At 62.0% G+C, this 14822-nt stretch carries 16 protein-coding genes; 13 read left to right on the top strand and 3 right to left on the bottom strand.

All coding sequences use genetic code 11. The annotated features are described in order from the left end of the window. The first annotated feature begins 87 nt into the window (after positions 1-87). The 13 genes from ACR3XE_RS11870 to ACR3XE_RS11810 are packed head-to-tail and all read left to right on the top strand — an operon-like array spanning position 88 to position 11985. The gene (locus ACR3XE_RS11870) at positions 88-969 is read left to right on the top strand and encodes a type II secretion system protein N (RefSeq protein WP_473699984.1); all 882 of its coding nucleotides are present in this window, start codon (positions 88-90) and stop codon (positions 967-969) included. A gap of 5 nt (positions 970-974) precedes the next feature. Then, positions 975-3158: a type II secretion system secretin GspD gene (gspD, locus tag ACR3XE_RS11865; RefSeq protein WP_473699985.1), complete on the top strand. Its 2184-nt coding sequence runs from the start codon at positions 975-977 to the stop codon at positions 3156-3158. After that, positions 3155-4651: a GspE/PulE family protein gene (locus ACR3XE_RS11860; protein WP_473699986.1), complete on the top strand. Its 1497-nt coding sequence runs from the start codon at positions 3155-3157 to the stop codon at positions 4649-4651. The genes gspD and ACR3XE_RS11860 overlap by 4 nt, the downstream gene beginning before the upstream one ends. Further along, the gene (gspF, locus tag ACR3XE_RS11855) at positions 4644-5858 is read left to right on the top strand and encodes a type II secretion system inner membrane protein GspF (RefSeq protein ID WP_473699987.1); all 1215 of its coding nucleotides are present in this window, start codon (positions 4644-4646) and stop codon (positions 5856-5858) included. The genes ACR3XE_RS11860 and gspF overlap by 8 nt, the downstream gene beginning before the upstream one ends. A gap of 5 nt (positions 5859-5863) precedes the next feature. Beyond that, positions 5864-6355, top strand: a complete 492-nt coding sequence (gene gspG / locus ACR3XE_RS11850) for a type II secretion system major pseudopilin GspG (protein WP_473700297.1) — start codon at positions 5864-5866, stop codon at positions 6353-6355. Continuing rightward, entirely contained in the window at positions 6339-6824 is a 486-nt protein-coding gene (locus tag ACR3XE_RS11845; RefSeq protein WP_473699988.1) for a GspH/FimT family pseudopilin, read from the top strand. The genes gspG and ACR3XE_RS11845 overlap by 17 nt, the downstream gene beginning before the upstream one ends. After that, positions 6814-7200, top strand: coding sequence for a type II secretion system minor pseudopilin GspI (gene gspI, locus ACR3XE_RS11840; RefSeq protein WP_473699989.1), 387 nt, complete (start codon positions 6814-6816; stop codon positions 7198-7200). Before ACR3XE_RS11845 ends, gspI begins: the two co-directional genes overlap by 11 nt. After that, entirely contained in the window at positions 7197-7844 is a 648-nt protein-coding gene (gene gspJ, locus ACR3XE_RS11835; protein WP_473699990.1) for a type II secretion system minor pseudopilin GspJ, read from the top strand. Before gspI ends, gspJ begins: the two co-directional genes overlap by 4 nt. After that, on the top strand, positions 7841-8851 hold the full coding sequence (gspK, locus tag ACR3XE_RS11830) for a type II secretion system minor pseudopilin GspK (protein ID WP_473699991.1): 1011 nt from the start codon (positions 7841-7843) through the stop codon (positions 8849-8851). The genes gspJ and gspK overlap by 4 nt, the downstream gene beginning before the upstream one ends. 1 nt (position 8852) lies before the next feature. After that, on the top strand, positions 8853-10007 hold the full coding sequence (gspL, locus tag ACR3XE_RS11825) for a type II secretion system protein GspL (RefSeq protein WP_486185762.1): 1155 nt from the start codon (positions 8853-8855) through the stop codon (positions 10005-10007). Next, positions 10004-10486: a type II secretion system protein GspM gene (gene gspM / locus ACR3XE_RS11820; RefSeq protein WP_473699993.1), complete on the top strand. Its 483-nt coding sequence runs from the start codon at positions 10004-10006 to the stop codon at positions 10484-10486. The genes gspL and gspM overlap by 4 nt, the downstream gene beginning before the upstream one ends. Continuing rightward, positions 10483-11199 carry a type II secretion system protein N gene (gene gspN, locus ACR3XE_RS11815; RefSeq protein WP_486185761.1) on the top strand — a complete coding sequence of 239 codons (717 nt, stop codon included), beginning with the start codon at positions 10483-10485 and terminating at the stop codon, positions 11197-11199. The genes gspM and gspN overlap by 4 nt, the downstream gene beginning before the upstream one ends. A gap of 12 nt (positions 11200-11211) precedes the next feature. Further along, complete coding sequence (locus tag ACR3XE_RS11810) at positions 11212-11985, top strand: prepilin peptidase (RefSeq protein WP_473699996.1); 774 nt, start codon at positions 11212-11214, stop codon at positions 11983-11985. Here ACR3XE_RS11810 and pal read toward each other — a convergent pair. From pal to ACR3XE_RS11795, 3 genes are all read right to left on the bottom strand, one after another. Then, a complete protein-coding gene (gene pal / locus ACR3XE_RS11805; protein ID WP_473699997.1) occupies positions 11982-12500 on the bottom strand; it encodes a peptidoglycan-associated lipoprotein Pal in 519 nt (172 codons plus the stop codon). The genes ACR3XE_RS11810 and pal overlap by 4 nt on opposite strands. Before the next feature lie 122 nt (positions 12501-12622). Beyond that, positions 12623-13993 (bottom strand): Tol-Pal system beta propeller repeat protein TolB, encoded by a 1371-nt coding sequence (tolB, locus tag ACR3XE_RS11800; protein WP_486185760.1) that lies wholly within the window; start codon positions 13991-13993, stop codon positions 12623-12625. A gap of 5 nt (positions 13994-13998) precedes the next feature. Continuing rightward, positions 13999-14805 (bottom strand): hypothetical protein, encoded by an 807-nt coding sequence (locus ACR3XE_RS11795; RefSeq protein ID WP_473699998.1) that lies wholly within the window; start codon positions 14803-14805, stop codon positions 13999-14001. Positions 14806-14822 lie beyond the last annotated feature (17 nt).

Raw genomic sequence — 14822 nt, 5'->3', positions numbered from 1 at the left:
AAGCTGTAATCTTTCTGTCAGGCGAATGTCATTAATCGCGCCTAAGCGATTCGGGGACGGATTTTTTCAGGGGACAGGGACACTTACATGGCAACGCTGCTGACCGGACCGGCCGCTAAAGCATGGCTTCATATACCAGCATGGTTGCGTCTGCGCCCGCTGTTGCCGCGACAAATCGGACCGTTGCTGGTTGCCGTCCTGCTGGGCGCGTTTTTGATCCTGCAATTGGTGCGGTTGATGTGGGCTATTATTGTGCCGCTATCGCCGGTTGGCGCCTGGCAGCCCCAAACGGCGGTCATCGCGTCTCCAGCGGAACGGCGCGCGCTTTTTGCGGGCTTCGATCCCTTTTTTCGCAGCAATGTTCAGGCCGGGGGACAGGCCAGTGTGACCTCGCTGGGGCTGACGCTGTTCGGGGTGAATATCAACGAAGCGACCGGCGGCGGGTCCGCCATCATCGCTGGCGAGGATGATGTGCAGTCAAGCTATGCCGTGGGCGATGAAATTGCGCTGGGCGTGCGGTTGGTTGCGGTGGACTTTGATCATGTGCTGATCGAACATGGCGGCGCGCGTGAAAGCCTTTATCTGGACCAGAGCGGCGCAGCTCCGCTTGCCGTTCCGGGGGCAGCCCCGTCGCTGATGCCGACACCGGAAATAGGCTCTACGCCTGCCACAACCGCCAGCGGCGAACTCACTCCTGCCGCGCTTAAAAGCGGGGTCGGCTTTTCGCCGCGAACCGAGGATGGCCGCGTCACCGGACTGGTGGTCCAGCCGCAAGGCGATGGATCGAGTTTTCGCGCCGCGGGACTGAAACCCGGTGATGTTATACGGTCGGTCAATGGCCGTCCGATCGGTTCGCCGTCCGACGCTGCCGCACTCGCCAATCAATTGACTCCCGGTGCCCGCATCTCGCTTGAGGTCGAACGGGGTGCTAGCGTCGTTCCCGTTGCCCTGTTTTTGTCAAAGTCCTGATTTTTATGCGATTTAGATTATCTCTTTTCCTGGCCGCCGCGCTCGTGTCCGCGACCCCTGCGTCGGCACAATATACGCTGAACGTCCGCGATGCCGACGTTCGCGCCTTCATTCAGGATGCCGCGCGCATCACCGGACGCACCTTTGTCATCGACGGGCGCGTCAACGGCAAAGTGTCGGTTGTCACCGACCGGCCGCTGTCGCGTTCGGAATATTTCGAAATCTTTCTGTCGACCCTGCGTGCCAACGGTCTTGTCGCCATTCCGGGTCAGGACGGCAGCTATCGGGTCCAGCCCATCGACGGCGCGGCGAGCCAGCCAGGACGGATCGGCAGCGATAGCGCGGCGCAAAACCAGTTTGTGACCGAAATTGTGCGTTTGAAGCATATCGATTCGGTCGCGGCGGTCGAAACACTGCGCCCGCTGATCAGCCCGCAAGGGTCGCTGACCGCCAATCGCAACGCCAACAGTCTGGTCATCGCCGACTTTGCCGACAATATCCGGCGCGTTCGGGCGCTGGTTGCGCGCATCGACAAGGATAATTCGACCAGCCAGCTTGTGACCTTGCGCAATGCCGGAGCGCGCGAAATTGCGACCGCGTTGCAGGCATTGGCACCGGCGACGAATGAGGGCGGGGCGGCTCCGCTGACCGTGGTTCCGATTGACAGCAGCAATGCGATTGCCCTGCGCGGCGATGCCACCATGGTGGCGCGCTTTGTCCAGATGGCGGGCGAACTGGACCAGCGCGCCGCCGCTGGCACCGAATTGCGCGTTTATTGGCTGGAACATGCCAATGCCGAAACCTTACTGCCCACTTTGCAGCAACTGATTGGCGGCGGGAGCGGCCCCGCGCCTTCGGCTACGAACACAGCGTCGTCGGGCGGAGAGCAGGGCGGGGCGGGCGTCAAACCTGCCGCGCCTGTGGTGGCCGCTTCTTCTGGCGGCGACGGAAACGGTATCGCCAAGCGCGGGCCCGCTATCGTCACCCGTTATGAAGGAGCCAATGCGATTATCGTCGCCGCCAATCCAGATGTACAACGGATGCTGGGCGAGTTGATCCGTCAGCTCGACACGCGCCGCGAACAGGTGCTGGTCGAGGCTATTATCGTCGAAATCGGCAATGACGCGGCGAAGCGGCTGGGCGTCCAATTCCTTGTCGGCGGCAAAAATGCTCCTTTTGCGGCTACCAATTACAGCAATGCCGTCCCCAATATCCTGACCATTGGCGGCGCGGTGGCCGCGAATGAATTGTCGCAGCAAACCACGACGGTCAACGGCACGACGACAGTGACCCAGACCAGCAGCGCACTCGGCAACAGCTTGCAGGAAGCCGCCGCAGCCTCGATCCTCAGCGCCACGGGCGGGTTCGGCGGCTTTGCGGGGACGCTTGGCAAAAATACGGTGTTCGGAGCGATTTTGAACGCGGTGAAGTCGGACACAGAATCCAACCTGCTCGCAACCCCGCACATCGTCACGCTCGACAATCAACAGGCGAAATTCCTGGTCGGGCAAGAGGTACCGATTACGACTGGCGAAGCCCTCTCAAAGAATTTTGATAACGCCTTTCGCACCGTTCAACGCGAAGAGGTGGGCATCAAGCTGGAAGTCACGCCGCAGGTCAATGCGGCGGGCGAGGTCAAATTATTTCTGCGTCAGGAAGTGTCGAGCGTTGCGGGGCCTGTATCCTCGCGCAGCAGCGACCTTATCCTCAATAAACGTTCGTTCGAAACAACGCTGACGGTCGATGATGGCGAGATTTTGGCCATCGGCGGCTTGCTCAACGATGATGAACGGCGGACGATCGAGAAAATTCCGCTGCTCAGTGATATTCCGTTGATTGGCGAGCTGTTCAAATCGCGCAGCCGCACGCGGTCAAAGACCAATTTGATGGTATTTATCCGCCCTACAATTCTGCGCAATCGCGAGGACAATGCGGCGCTGACGGCGCGGCGATATGGCTATATACGTGACGTTCAGAAACGGCGCAATCCGGACGAAGAGCCCGCAATCGATGCTCTGGTACGCGACTATATGGGCACCGTTCCGCCTTCACTCCCGTCGCCGGACGATGTGCGGGTCGGCCCTGTCGATCTGCCCGCGCTGCGGAGTTCAGACGGTTCGGTGACGCCCGCCGATGTGCCGCCGTCCGCCGCTGCCACGACCGCTCAGCCCGACGGGGCACCAAGGTGAGCGATATCGCGCCTATCCCTGTGGCGCACGGCGCGGCGGTTGATATTCCCTACGGTTTTGCGCGCCAGCATGGCGTCGTGATCGCCGCCAACGACGAACGGGGATGGCTTGCGACTATGCGAGAAGGCAGCGATCCGGCGGTGTTGATCGAGGTCAAACGCTATCTTGCGCAACCACTGCGCGTCGTGACTGCCAATCCGACTGATTTCGACCGACTTTTGTCCGATCACTATGCCGTGGATAGTACGGCAGCCGCGATGGCGGGCTCGCTCGAAGGCGGGGATATCGACCTTAGCCTGCCGAGCGCAGAGGACTTGCTGGACAGCGCCGACGATGCTCCTGCCATTCGGCTCATCAATGCGATTATCGCTGAAGCGGTACGACAGGGGGTCAGTGATATCCATATCGAGCCCTATGAAAGCGGGCTTGTCGTGCGGATGCGGACCGACGGGGTGTTGCGCGAACATTTGCGGATGCCGCCGCATGTTGCTCCGGTCGTCGTCAGTCGTATCAAGGTGATGGCACGGCTCGACATCGCCGAACGTCGCGTGCCGCAAGATGGCCGCATCGGGCTGACCCTCGCTGGCAAGGCGGTCGATGTCCGTGTTTCGACTTTGCCCAGCCGCGCCGGGGAACGGGTGGTCATGCGTATCCTTGATAAGGATGCAGCGGGGATTGATTTCGATGTTTTGGGCTTGTCTGGGGAGGCCGACCGGATTTTGCGTGAGGTTTTAGCTGAGCCGAATGGGATCATTTTGGTCACTGGACCAACTGGATCGGGTAAAACGACCAGTCTCTATGCTGCACTCAAACAATTGAATGATGGTCAGCGCAATATATTGACCGTCGAGGATCCGGTCGAATTCGCCGTCGATGGCATCGGTCAAACACAGGTTAATACCAAGGTCGGCCTGACCTTCGCCGCCGGTTTGCGCGCCATATTGCGTCAGGACCCCGACGTGGTGATGGTAGGCGAAATCCGCGACCGCGAAACCGCCGACATCGCCGTGCAGGCGTCGCTGACCGGCCATCTGGTGCTGTCGACTGTCCACACCAATGACGCGGTCGGCGCGATTACGCGGCTCAAGGATCTGAAGGTCGAACCCTTTTTGCTCGCCTCGACTTTGCGCGCTGTGCTGGCTCAAAGACTAGTGCGTAAATTGTGCCAGACGTGCCGCGAACCGGTGCAGGCTGACAATGGCATCGCAGCGATGCTAGGGCTTGATATCGGGACGCTGATCTGGCGCCCCAAAGGTTGCGATCAGTGCGGAGGCACAGGGTATAAGGGCAGGATAGGGGTGTTCGAAGCGATCAAGGTCGACGAAACCGTACGCCACTATATCTACAATGGCGGCGACGAAGCGATGATCGCCCGCCATGCCTTTTTGAAATCGCCGACATTGGCATCTGCGGCGCGGGTGATGGTCAGCAAGGGGCTGACAACAGCCGAAGAAGCGATCCGCGTCGCGCGGCGCGAAGATGTCGATGCCTGATTATCGCTATATTGCGATTGATCCCAAGGGTCGTGAGCGCAAGGGTAGGTTGAGCGCCGTGAACGATGATGCCGCGCGCGCCGACCTCATCGCGCGTAAGTTTTACATTGTTGCCATTGACAGTGCCGGAGCCAAGCCGTCCGCGCGCGCGTTGCTCAACTGGCGGCGCACGCGCTTGTCGAGCAAACAATTATCACTGTTCACACGTCAGCTTGCGACTTTGGTCGAGGTTGCGCCGCTCGAAGAATCGCTACGCACGCTAATGCGGCAAAGCGAGGCGGAGACGGCGCGTATCGTGATTGGCGACGTCCATGCCGGTTTGCTGGAGGGGCGGCGTCTCGCCGATGCGATGACCCGTCAGCCTGACAGTTTTCCACCGCTTTATCGCGCTATGGTCGCGGCGGGCGAAACCACCGGCAGCTTGCAGACCATATTGGCGCGCCTCGCCGATTTGCTCGAACGTCAGGCCGAGGTGCGCGGCAAGTTGATCGCGGCGCTGGCCTATCCGGTTGTGCTCGCGATTGTGGCGATGGGCGTTGTCGCGGCGCTGATGATCTTTGTCGTCCCGCGCGTTGTCGAACAGTTCAACGACGTCGGCCAGCAATTGCCCTTTCTGACCCGCGCCGTCATCGGCTTATCCAATTTGGCGGCGCAATGGTGGTGGCTCTTTCTGTTGGTGTTTGCTGGCGTGACAATTGGCTGGGTTCAGGCGATGCGGCGGCCCGATTTCAAGGCGGCGGTCGATGCCCGCCTGTTGCGTCTGCCGCTGCTTGGCCGCCTGTTACGCGATCTCCATGCGGCACGCTTTGCTCGCACCTTGGCGACGATGGTGTCGAGCCGCTTGCCTTTGGTTGAGGGTCTGCGCCTGACGGTGCCGACGATCCGCAACCGCAAACTGGCCGACGCGACCGAAGCTCTGGTTGCGCAGGTGCGGGCTGGCGGCAGCCTTTCGGCCGGTCTGCGCGATGCGGGGGTGTTCCCGCCCTTGCTGGTCTATATGACCGCCAGCGGTGAAAGCGCGGGGCGTCTGGATGTGATGCTGGAACGCGCCGCTGATTATCTGGAACGCGAATTCGACCGCTTTACCGCTGCTTCGATGGCGTTACTAGAGCCCGTCATAATTGTCATAATGGGGTCATGTGTCGCTCTTATCATTCTCGCAATTCTTCTCCCTATCCTTCAGTTGCAGAATCTAGCCGGATTATAATGTATATGTCGCTGATGCAGTTGTTCTTTCGTCTTATGATCGATCCCACCCGTCCTCAAAGACGAGACAGGAAAAAGCGTGAATCCGGATTCACCCTGACCGAGCTGATGGTGGTGATTTTCATCATTGGATTGCTGGCTACGGTTGTCATCATCAACGTCCTGCCCAGTCAGGACAAAGCCATGGTGACCAAGGCCAAGGCGGATATTGCGACGCTGGAAAACGCCCTTGAAATGTACCGACTCGATAATCTGACCTATCCTGCCGGCAATAACGGGCTTGGCGCGCTTGTGACCCAGCCGCCTGGGCTGAGCCAGCCCGAGCGCTATCGCCGCGGTGGCTATATTAAGAAATTGCCTGACGATCCGTGGGGACGGCCCTATAATTATCAGTCGCCGGGCCCGCAGGGGAAGCCGTTTGACGTCTGGTCTTTGGGGGCCGATGGTGCGCCCGGTGGAACGGACGACAATGCGGATATCCATGGCGGCGATTTATAGAGGGCAGGCGCCCGTCAAAGACGACCATAAGACGGCTGGTTTCACGCTAGTTGAATTGATGGTCGTTTTGGCGATCATGGCGCTGACGGCGACAGTCGTTGTCCTGACCCTTCCCAATGATGACAGTCTGTTGCGTAGCGAGTCCGACCGGCTGTCCGCGCGGCTTGCCGCCGCGCGCGATGTCGCGGTGATCGACGGGCGCAGCGTCGCGGTCAGTTTTGCGCCGTCGGGCTATGGTTTTGAACGCAGATTTGATGGTGCTTGGCAGGCGTTGCCCGGTCGCGCCTTTGCCCAGCGCAACTGGCCCTCGGACATCCGATTTTCGAGCGACAATGCGCAGCCGGTGGCGCGGGTGATCTTTGACACGGTCGGGACAAGCCCGACGCCGAAAGTGATCGTGCTGACGGCGGGGGATGCGCGTCAGACTGTGCGCGTCACGGCGACCGGAGAGATCAGCCGTGGGAAATAATTTGTCGTCGCCTGATCCTTTGGACGAAGCGGGCTTTACGCTTATCGAAATGCTCGTCGCGCTGAGTATTATCAGCATTGCCGCGCTGACGCTGGTGCGGCTCGATGCCTATGCCATTCGCACGGCTGGCGATCTGGATGACACGACGCTGGCCGGAATAGTCGCCCAGAACCGCAGCGTTGAATTGCTGACAGATACTGCACCGCCGACCATCGGCACACGCCGCATCACCGTCACCAATGCGGGGCGCAACTGGACGGTCGAGCAGCGGGTGGCGCCCACCGCCGACAGTTCGCTATTGCGCATCGACCTGATCGCTCGCCCGCAAACAGGGCGCGGTCAGGCGGCGCTGACCATCATTAGGCCCAGCCAATGATCAGGGAAACGCCCCTCCGCCTCAGCCCCGAACAGACCGGCTTCACGCTGGTTGAGATGCTGGTTTCGCTGTCGCTGTTTGCGGCCATCGCCGCCATGGGTGTCGGCCTGTTGCGCAGCAGCGTTGGCACGCAAGGCGCCGTGCAGGGTCGGCTTCAATCCATGGGCGGCATCAACCGCTTGCGCGCCATCATGGGCAACGACCTTGCGCAGTCGGTGCCGCGTGCGACACGCGGCGTTGGCGGAGGGGCTGTTCCGGCCTTTTTGGGGTCGGCCAGCGGCTTTGCTTTTGTCCATGCCGGTGCGGCGAACTTTGACGGAGCGCCGCGCCCACGCCTGCAACGGGTCGGCTATGCGCTCGTCGGCGATGAATGGCGCCGCGCGACCCAGCCGATGCTCGACGGGAAAAATCTGGGTGACGGGGACCGGCTGATCGACGAAGTAAGCGGCGTTGCGGTGCGCTATCGGGACGCGCGCGGGCAATGGCACCAAAGCTGGACCTCTGACCCCGGCGACGTGCTGCCTGTGGCGGTCGAGGTGCAGTTGACCCGACGCGCGCGTCCGTCGCTGACCATGCTCTTTCTCACTGCACCAACACCGCCGCTATCCAAGCAAGCGCCGGGCGATCCGGTGTCCGTGCCATGAACGGTCCGCAATCCGGAGAACGCGGCGCGGCGCTGTTGAGTGTGTTGTTGCTCGTGGCGGTCATGGCGGTCATTGCTGCGACCGCGCTCGACCGGCTGACCGTGGCCACCCGCATCGCTGCCAGCGCGGCGACGGTCGATCAGGGCCGCGCCTTTGCCATGGCGGCGGAGCAAATCGCTTTGCGTCGTGTCGCTGACCTGAAAAACCGCGACCCCGGTAAGCTCAGCTTGGCAGGCGATTGGTTGGGCCGCGATTTCATCCTACCCTTGCCGTCCGGCGAGGGTCGGGCAAAGTTGAGCGACGCCAATAATTGTTTTAACCTCAACAGCTTGGCGGCGGAGACATTCCCCGGCAGACTAACCCAGCGGCGACAGGCGGTGGCCCAATTTGCCGCGTTGATGACCGCGGTTGGCGTGGAAGCGGGGCAGGCCGCGCCAATCGCCGGAGCCGCGGCGGACTGGATCGACAGCGACAATATTGCGGGGCCATTGGGGGCCGAGGATGCGGCCTATCGGTCGATGGCGGGCGGTTATTTGCCCGCAAACCGCAAGATGGCGGACGTTAGCGAGCTGCGTGCGGTGCGCGGCGTCACACCGAAAATCTATGCGCGGCTGCGTCCCTGGATTTGTGTCTTGCCGGTCGCCGAACAAGTGAAACTGAACGTCAATACACTGGCCCCCGCGCAGGCGCCGTTGTTATCAATGCTGTTGCCCAATGACATCAGCCTGTCGGCGGCGCGGGCAGCGCTGGCGGCGCGGCCTGCGGGCGGCTATGGCAGCAGCGTAAGATTCTGGCAGTCGGGTCCCCTGCGCGGGATTGATCCGCCTGTCGATGTCGCCGAACAAGCCGGCGTGACCAGCCGTTGGTTTGCGCTTTCGACCAATATTGCGATGGGGGACGGACAATTGACGGCACAATCGCTCATCGATGCCAATGGCGGCGCGCCGACATTCGGGCCGGAAAATCCGCCGCGCATTGTGCGACGCGACTGGGGCGAGCCTGATTAGCATGGGGCAGACCCTTATCCTGTGGCTGCCCCCGTTAGCGATGCTTGCCGATGAACAGGCACCAGTGACGTCGGTCCCGTGGTTGCGCGTTGACGATTCCGTCGTTGTCGATTCGGGACAAGACGATCTTTGGGTTGATGCCTGGGTCACCAATACCAAAGCAGATGCCCCGTCTGATCAGCTTGTTGCGCTTGCCCCGGCAATCGACGTTCCCGTCCGCTGGCGGCACTATCCCGACGCCGCACCAGCACAGGCCGCCGCCGCCGCACGCATCGACACGCTGCGTGATAGTCTGGGCGATGCCGCAGACCTGCATATCGTAGCGGGATTGCCGGCGACTGCGGGGCAGGCGGTGCCGGTTGCGGTGACAACGCAGGCGGCGATGATAGCGTGGCAGGACTGGCTTACGGCGCATAAGCTGACGCCGAGCGCGATCATTCCCGCGGCAGCCATGATCCCGCCGCCCACCGACGATGCGGCCTGGTCGACTGAAGTTGGCGACGAGCAGCTGATCCGCTTGCCCGATCAGGCGTTCTTGTCCGACCCTGACCTTGATACTTTGATCATCGGGGATCGGGTGCTTACGCCGTTGCCGCCGGAGCAAATGCGCGAGGCGCTGATGCTGTCTCTGGCCGCACCGCCACTCGATTTGTTGAGCGGGGCGTGGAAGGCAAAGCGGACGTTGGCGCTCGATCCGGCATGGATCTGGTGGATGAAGCGGCTGCTTGTGGCGCTCATCCTCGTCACATTGCTTGTCCCTATTGTCCACGCGGTTCGCCTTGGAGCCGATACACGGCGTGCCGATGCCGCCGTTCTGGACACAGCAAAAAGCATTGGTGTCACCGCAAATGACGCCGCCGGGGCCGAGGCCGAACTCGACCGCCGTCTTGCCGCGAGCGGAGGGGGGCCGCTGGCCTTTTCGGTACCGGCATCGGCTCTTTATGCCGCGATACGCGACATACCGGGGCTTTCGCTGCGGACCCTGTCGCATCGCACCGACGGAACGCTGACGACAACGCTCGCCGCGCCGCGCGTCGAAGATATTAATCAGGCGCTGCTCGCGCTCCAGTCGCGCGGTTATCGCATCACCGCGCAGCCAATGGCCGGAACCAATGGTGAGCAGCAAGCCGTCGTCACGATAAGGACCGTGCCATGATCGAGCGCGCGCGGACATGGTGGAGCGGGCTGTCATCGCGCGAACGCTGGTTGGTCGCTATCGCCGGTGCGCTCGCCGCTGCGGTGTTGCTCTGGGCGCTAGGTCGACCGGTCTATGCTGGCTTTGCCAATCTCGACACGGCCCATCGCGCCGCGATCGAGCGCGAAGGACGGGTGGCGACCAAGGTGCAATTGCTCGAACATATCACCCCCGCGTCGTCGACTGCCCCGGCTTCCACGACCAGCATCGAACAATATCTTGCGCAGTCGGCCAGCGAAATCGGCCTGACGCTCGACCGGAACGAGGCGCGCGGTGACCGGCAGGCAAGCATCGCTATCGCAAGCGCGCGGGCGTCGGTTCTTACCGGCTGGCTTGCGGCACTCGAAGATCAGGGATTTGTCGTTGATCAGTTGACCATGACGCCGGGAACCGACGGAAATGTCGGGATGACCGCAGAGCTGCATCGGGGCGGGACATGACGATGCGCGCGCGGTGGTGGACTGCTGCGGCGCTGTTCGCGCTGCTGTTGATCGTGGCAACCTTTCCGATGCGGCTCGCACTTCAGCTGGCGGGCGCCGGTCAGTCGGGCTTCACCGCGCGCGAAGTTGTTGGGCCGGTATGGTGGGCGGGTATTGGCGATGCGCGGCTTGGTGTGTTTCAGCTCGGGACGCTCGACGCATGGCTTGCCCCCGGGCCGCTTTTTTTGGGGCGGACGGAAATTGGTTTTCGGCGGCTGGACCCCCGACTTGGGGCACTGTCGGGGCGATTGCGTAGCGGTTCTATGCTCGGCGTCACAGACCTGAGTGGATCGACAAGCGCCGCCGCCGGATTGGGCATTGTCCCTGTCGATACAATCAGTTTTGACGGTGTCGAGGCGCTGTTCGACAAGGATGGACGCTGCCAGTCGGCCCATGGTCGGGTGCGGTTGAACGTCGGCGCGTCGATTGCCGGGCTGGATTTGTCGCGCGGGCTGTCGGGCGCGCTGCGTTGCGTAAAAGGGCACATTCAGACGACGCTTTCCAGCCAGTCGGGAATGGAAAAACTGACCGTCAATTTTACCGCCAATGGTGCCTATCAGGCGCGCTTTGCCATTAGCGTAGATCGCGACCCGTCGATGGCGGAGGCGCTCGGCGTATTGGGGTTCCAATCTGCGGCGGGCGGCTATGTGCTGACCAGTTCGGGCCGCTTTTAGACTATGCTGTCGATGCTGGATCGGCTGCCGACCAGTGCCGGGATGGCGCTTGCGGCACTGCTCGGCGTTGCCCTTGGCAGCTTTATCGCGACGCTGGTGCTGCGATGGCCTGCAGGCCGATCGGTCCTGTCGGGGCGTTCGGCCTGCGATGGCTGCGGGCGACGGCTGACGGTCCGCGACCTTATTCCCATAGTGTCGAGCCTAACGTCGCGCGGGAAATGCCGGACCTGTGGCCAGTCAATCGACCCGTTACACAGCCGCACCGAATGGGCAGCGGGATTGATCGGGACGGCGGCGTTACTGGTCATGCCGGGAGCCGGCGGCTGGCTATGGGCGCTGTTCGGCTGGTTTCTGCTGCCCCTCGCGCTGTTCGATGCCCGCCACCATTGGCTTCCGGACAGGCTCACCGCCGTGCTGGCCATTGTGGGATTGTTGGTCGCCGGGCCGTTGCTTGGCACCGTTCTGCTCGACCGCTGGATTGGCGCCTTGCTCGGCGGGGGGGCTCTGGCGCTGATCGCCTGGGCCTATCGTCGTTGGCGCGGCGTCGTGGGAATGGGCGGCGGCGACCCCAAGCTGGTGGCCGCAATTGGCACGTGGCTCGGCTGGCAGGCGCTGCCGCTGATGTTGTTACTGGCCAGCGGCGGCGGGCTGCTCTGGGCGCTCGCTACAGCGCGAAAAGGGGACCTGACACCGGCGCGGCGACAGATCCCCTTCGGAGCTTTTGCGGCGCTCGCGGCATGGGCCGCAGTGCCGTTATGGCCGCTTGTTTTCGGCCGCTTTGGTTAGCGCGCGATGACCACGGTCACGGCGCGACGGTTCTTGGCATAGGCTTCTTCGGTCGATCCCAGTTCGGCAGGTCGTTCCTTGCCATAGCTGATAACCTGAATGCGCGACGGGTCGATGCCCAGCGTCGCGAGGTAATTTTTGGCCGAGTTGGCACGGCGTTCGCCGAGGGCAAGGTTGTAATCGCGTGTTCCGCGTTCGTCGGCATGACCTTCGACAATCACGCGCACAGCGGGGTTGGCGCGCAGCCATGTTGCCTGACTTTGCAACGTCGCCATGTCTTCGGCATCAATATTATACTGGTCAAAATCAAAGAAGATGCGGTCGGCAGAGATTTTGGAGAGGAAGTCCTGCTGTGATCCCGGAATGATGGCATTGCCGATGTCCGAACCAGAGCCGGCAGAGGTGTCGCCGCCATCGGGCGCAGGCGGCAGGGCTTTTGGCGCTTTGGGTGCACAGGCCCCGACGGCCAACATGGTAATGGCCGCCATCATGGCGGTGGTTTTCCGTATCGTCATTGTTTTCGTCCCTTTGCTGTTGGTCGCGAAAGTCTGTCGGTTTTGCGATTAATCCATGTTGACCCTAAATATGCAACCCTAATGACGGGGTTTTGGTTCCGCAGAGCGCGGATTCGGTCGAGTCAGGGCAATACAGGCCCCCAACTCGGGTCCGATCCGTCCTGCGGGGTTGGCAAGCGGCGCAGATTTACGCCAGTCAGGTCAACCTGCCACAGGCTGGATTTTCCGTTTTTCCCGCGCGTGGTGCGAAAAAACTGCAGCACGCGGCCATTGGGCGACCATGTCGGCGCTTCGTCTTGCCAGTCATTGGTCAGCAAATGCACGCTGCCGCCGCTCGGCGTCATCACCCCGATGCGGATTTCGCCGCCACCGATGCGGGTAAAGGCGATCAGGTCACCGCGCGGCGACCATTCGGGTGTGGCATAGCGTCCGCCGCTAAAGCTGATCCGCTGCTGGTTCGAACCGTCGATGTTCATCGTATAAAGTTGCTGCCCGCCCGACCGGTCGCTTTCGAACACGATCTTGCGGCCATCGGGGGAAAAGCTGCCGCCGACATCGATGCCCGGATTGTCGGTCAGCCGCACCGGCGTCCCGCCCTCGGCGGAGATTCGATAAATGTCGGTATTCCCGCCCTGCGCCATAGAGAACAGGATTTGGCGGCCATCGGGGGACCAGCGCGGAGCAAAAGTCGTGTTGCTGCTTTCGGTCACCAGTTTCTGGGTGCCTGCTGCGACATCATAGATAAACACGCGGACCCGGTTGTTCAAATAGCTGACATAAACGATCTTTTTATAGTCGGGGGAAAAGCGCGGGGAAATGGCCAGTGCCTGACCATTGGTGATGAAGCGGTGGTTGCCGCCGTCGCTGTCCATAATCGCCAGCCGCTTGATCCGGTTCCCCTTGGGGCCGCTTTCGGCGATATAGGCGATGCGGCTGTCGAAAAAGGGCGCTTCGCCCGAAAGCCGCGAATAGATGCTGTCGGCGCATTTATGCGCGGCGCGGCGCCAGTCGCCTGGCTGGATAACAAAACCTTGCCGCACCAGTTCGCTTTTCAGGGCGACGTCATACAGATAGCAACCAACGGTTAGGCTGCCGTCGCCATTGGCGCGGACAAAGCCCTGAACCAGATTTTCGGCATCGCGCGAGGCCCAGTCGCTAAAAATGGGCGCCGTCACTTCGCTCATCCCGATGGCGCGCACGCCGCTGGGTCCTTGCGGAGCGTAAAGGCCGCTGCGTTCCAGATCGGCGGAAATAACTTCTGCCAATTGACGCCCCAGTGTGTCTGTACGCAGCCCGGCGACGGTAACAGCTGCGGGGGTGGCGAGCGGGGGAATGGCAATGACCGTGCGGTCTTGCGACAAGGTGCCCTCGATGGTTTCGCGTGGTTCGGTTTGCGTCGGTGCGGGTGTCGGCTGCGGCGCGGCATCCTGCGCCAGCGTGGGCGTAGCGGTCAGCAGCAGGGACAAGGTTGCAGCCAGAAGGCGGAGGGCCATGATCATTACCTCTTGATGAAATCGAGTGTGTAATTCTGCCAAAAATCATAACTGTCGGCAGGAAGGTCGAACGGGGCAGCGAGTTCAATAGCACGTTTGGCGCATTCCTGATGACGCGAAACTTGCGACTTGTTGCTGTCATTCTGGCCACTGGTGCTGACGCTGGTGAAACCCGCCAGCGCCCCCGACTGGGTCAGGCGAAAGCGGACGACCGTTTTAAGCTGGGCAACCTCAAAACCGCTGACGGTGCAACTGTTCCAGCGCGGGGCGATGGCTGACTTGATACTGACGTCGATGGATTTTCTGACTTCGGCGGCTGTGGCGGCGGCGGGCGCGCCTTTGCTGGTTGATTTGGTCGCATTGGGGGACAGGCCATCGACCAGACCGTCGAGCCGCCCAGTGGGCCGCGTTGTCTTGGGTTTGGCCGGTTTGGCTGCGGCGGCCTTGCGCGGGGTCGGTTTACTCGCTGCCGGCTTGGGTTTGGCGGGTGCCGAACGCTGCGTCGCTTTGGCGGCGGGGGCCGGAGTGGGCGCTGCTATTGGTTCGGGAACCGGCGCGGCAACGACGGGTTGCGGCGGCGACAGGTCGGTCGAATATTCATCACCCAGCCGCGCGGCGGGCGGGGTGTCGCTGAGGATCGGCGCGGTCGAGGTCGCCGCCGTTTCGGCGATCAGGTCGACTTCCATCGGGGGATTATCAAAGCGACGGTCGCCCGCCGTCCACTGCACCGACAACAGACCGATGACGACGACATGCAGGACAATGGCGGCGGTCAGACCCGCCTTTTCGCCTTTGCTCCTGTTTTTCGTCATACTGACCATTGTCCTGA

This window comes from Sphingopyxis sp. 10G20-10 (assembly GCF_057365075.1).
The sequence above is the reverse complement of the archived record's forward strand: the minus strand, read 5'-3'. Positions and strand labels throughout refer to the sequence as shown.

Bases quoted from the DNA above. Each gene is read 5' to 3' on its own strand.
- ACR3XE_RS11870 (WP_473699984.1), top strand. From the start codon at position 88: ATGGCAACGCTGCTGACCGGACCGGCCGCTAAAGCATGGCTTCATATA.
- gspD (WP_473699985.1), top strand. From the start codon at position 975: ATGCGATTTAGATTATCTCTTTTCCTGGCCGCCGCGCTCGTGTCCGCG.
- gspF (WP_473699987.1), top strand. From the start codon at position 4,644: ATGCCTGATTATCGCTATATTGCGATTGATCCCAAGGGTCGTGAGCGC.
- gspG (WP_473700297.1), top strand. From the start codon at position 5,864: ATGTCGCTGATGCAGTTGTTCTTTCGTCTTATGATCGATCCCACCCGT.
- ACR3XE_RS11845 (WP_473699988.1), top strand. From the start codon at position 6,339: ATGGCGGCGATTTATAGAGGGCAGGCGCCCGTCAAAGACGACCATAAG.
- gspJ (WP_473699990.1), top strand. From the start codon at position 7,197: ATGATCAGGGAAACGCCCCTCCGCCTCAGCCCCGAACAGACCGGCTTC.
- gspK (WP_473699991.1), top strand. From the start codon at position 7,841: ATGAACGGTCCGCAATCCGGAGAACGCGGCGCGGCGCTGTTGAGTGTG.
- gspL (WP_486185762.1), top strand. From the start codon at position 8,853: ATGGGGCAGACCCTTATCCTGTGGCTGCCCCCGTTAGCGATGCTTGCC.
- gspM (WP_473699993.1), top strand. From the start codon at position 10,004: ATGATCGAGCGCGCGCGGACATGGTGGAGCGGGCTGTCATCGCGCGAA.
- gspN (WP_486185761.1), top strand. From the start codon at position 10,483: ATGACGATGCGCGCGCGGTGGTGGACTGCTGCGGCGCTGTTCGCGCTG.
- ACR3XE_RS11810 (WP_473699996.1), top strand. From the start codon at position 11,212: ATGCTGGATCGGCTGCCGACCAGTGCCGGGATGGCGCTTGCGGCACTG.
- pal (WP_473699997.1), bottom strand. From the start codon at position 12,500: ATGACGATACGGAAAACCACCGCCATGATGGCGGCCATTACCATGTTG.
- tolB (WP_486185760.1), bottom strand. From the start codon at position 13,993: ATGGCCCTCCGCCTTCTGGCTGCAACCTTGTCCCTGCTGCTGACCGCT.
- ACR3XE_RS11795 (WP_473699998.1), bottom strand. From the start codon at position 14,805: ATGACGAAAAACAGGAGCAAAGGCGAAAAGGCGGGTCTGACCGCCGCC.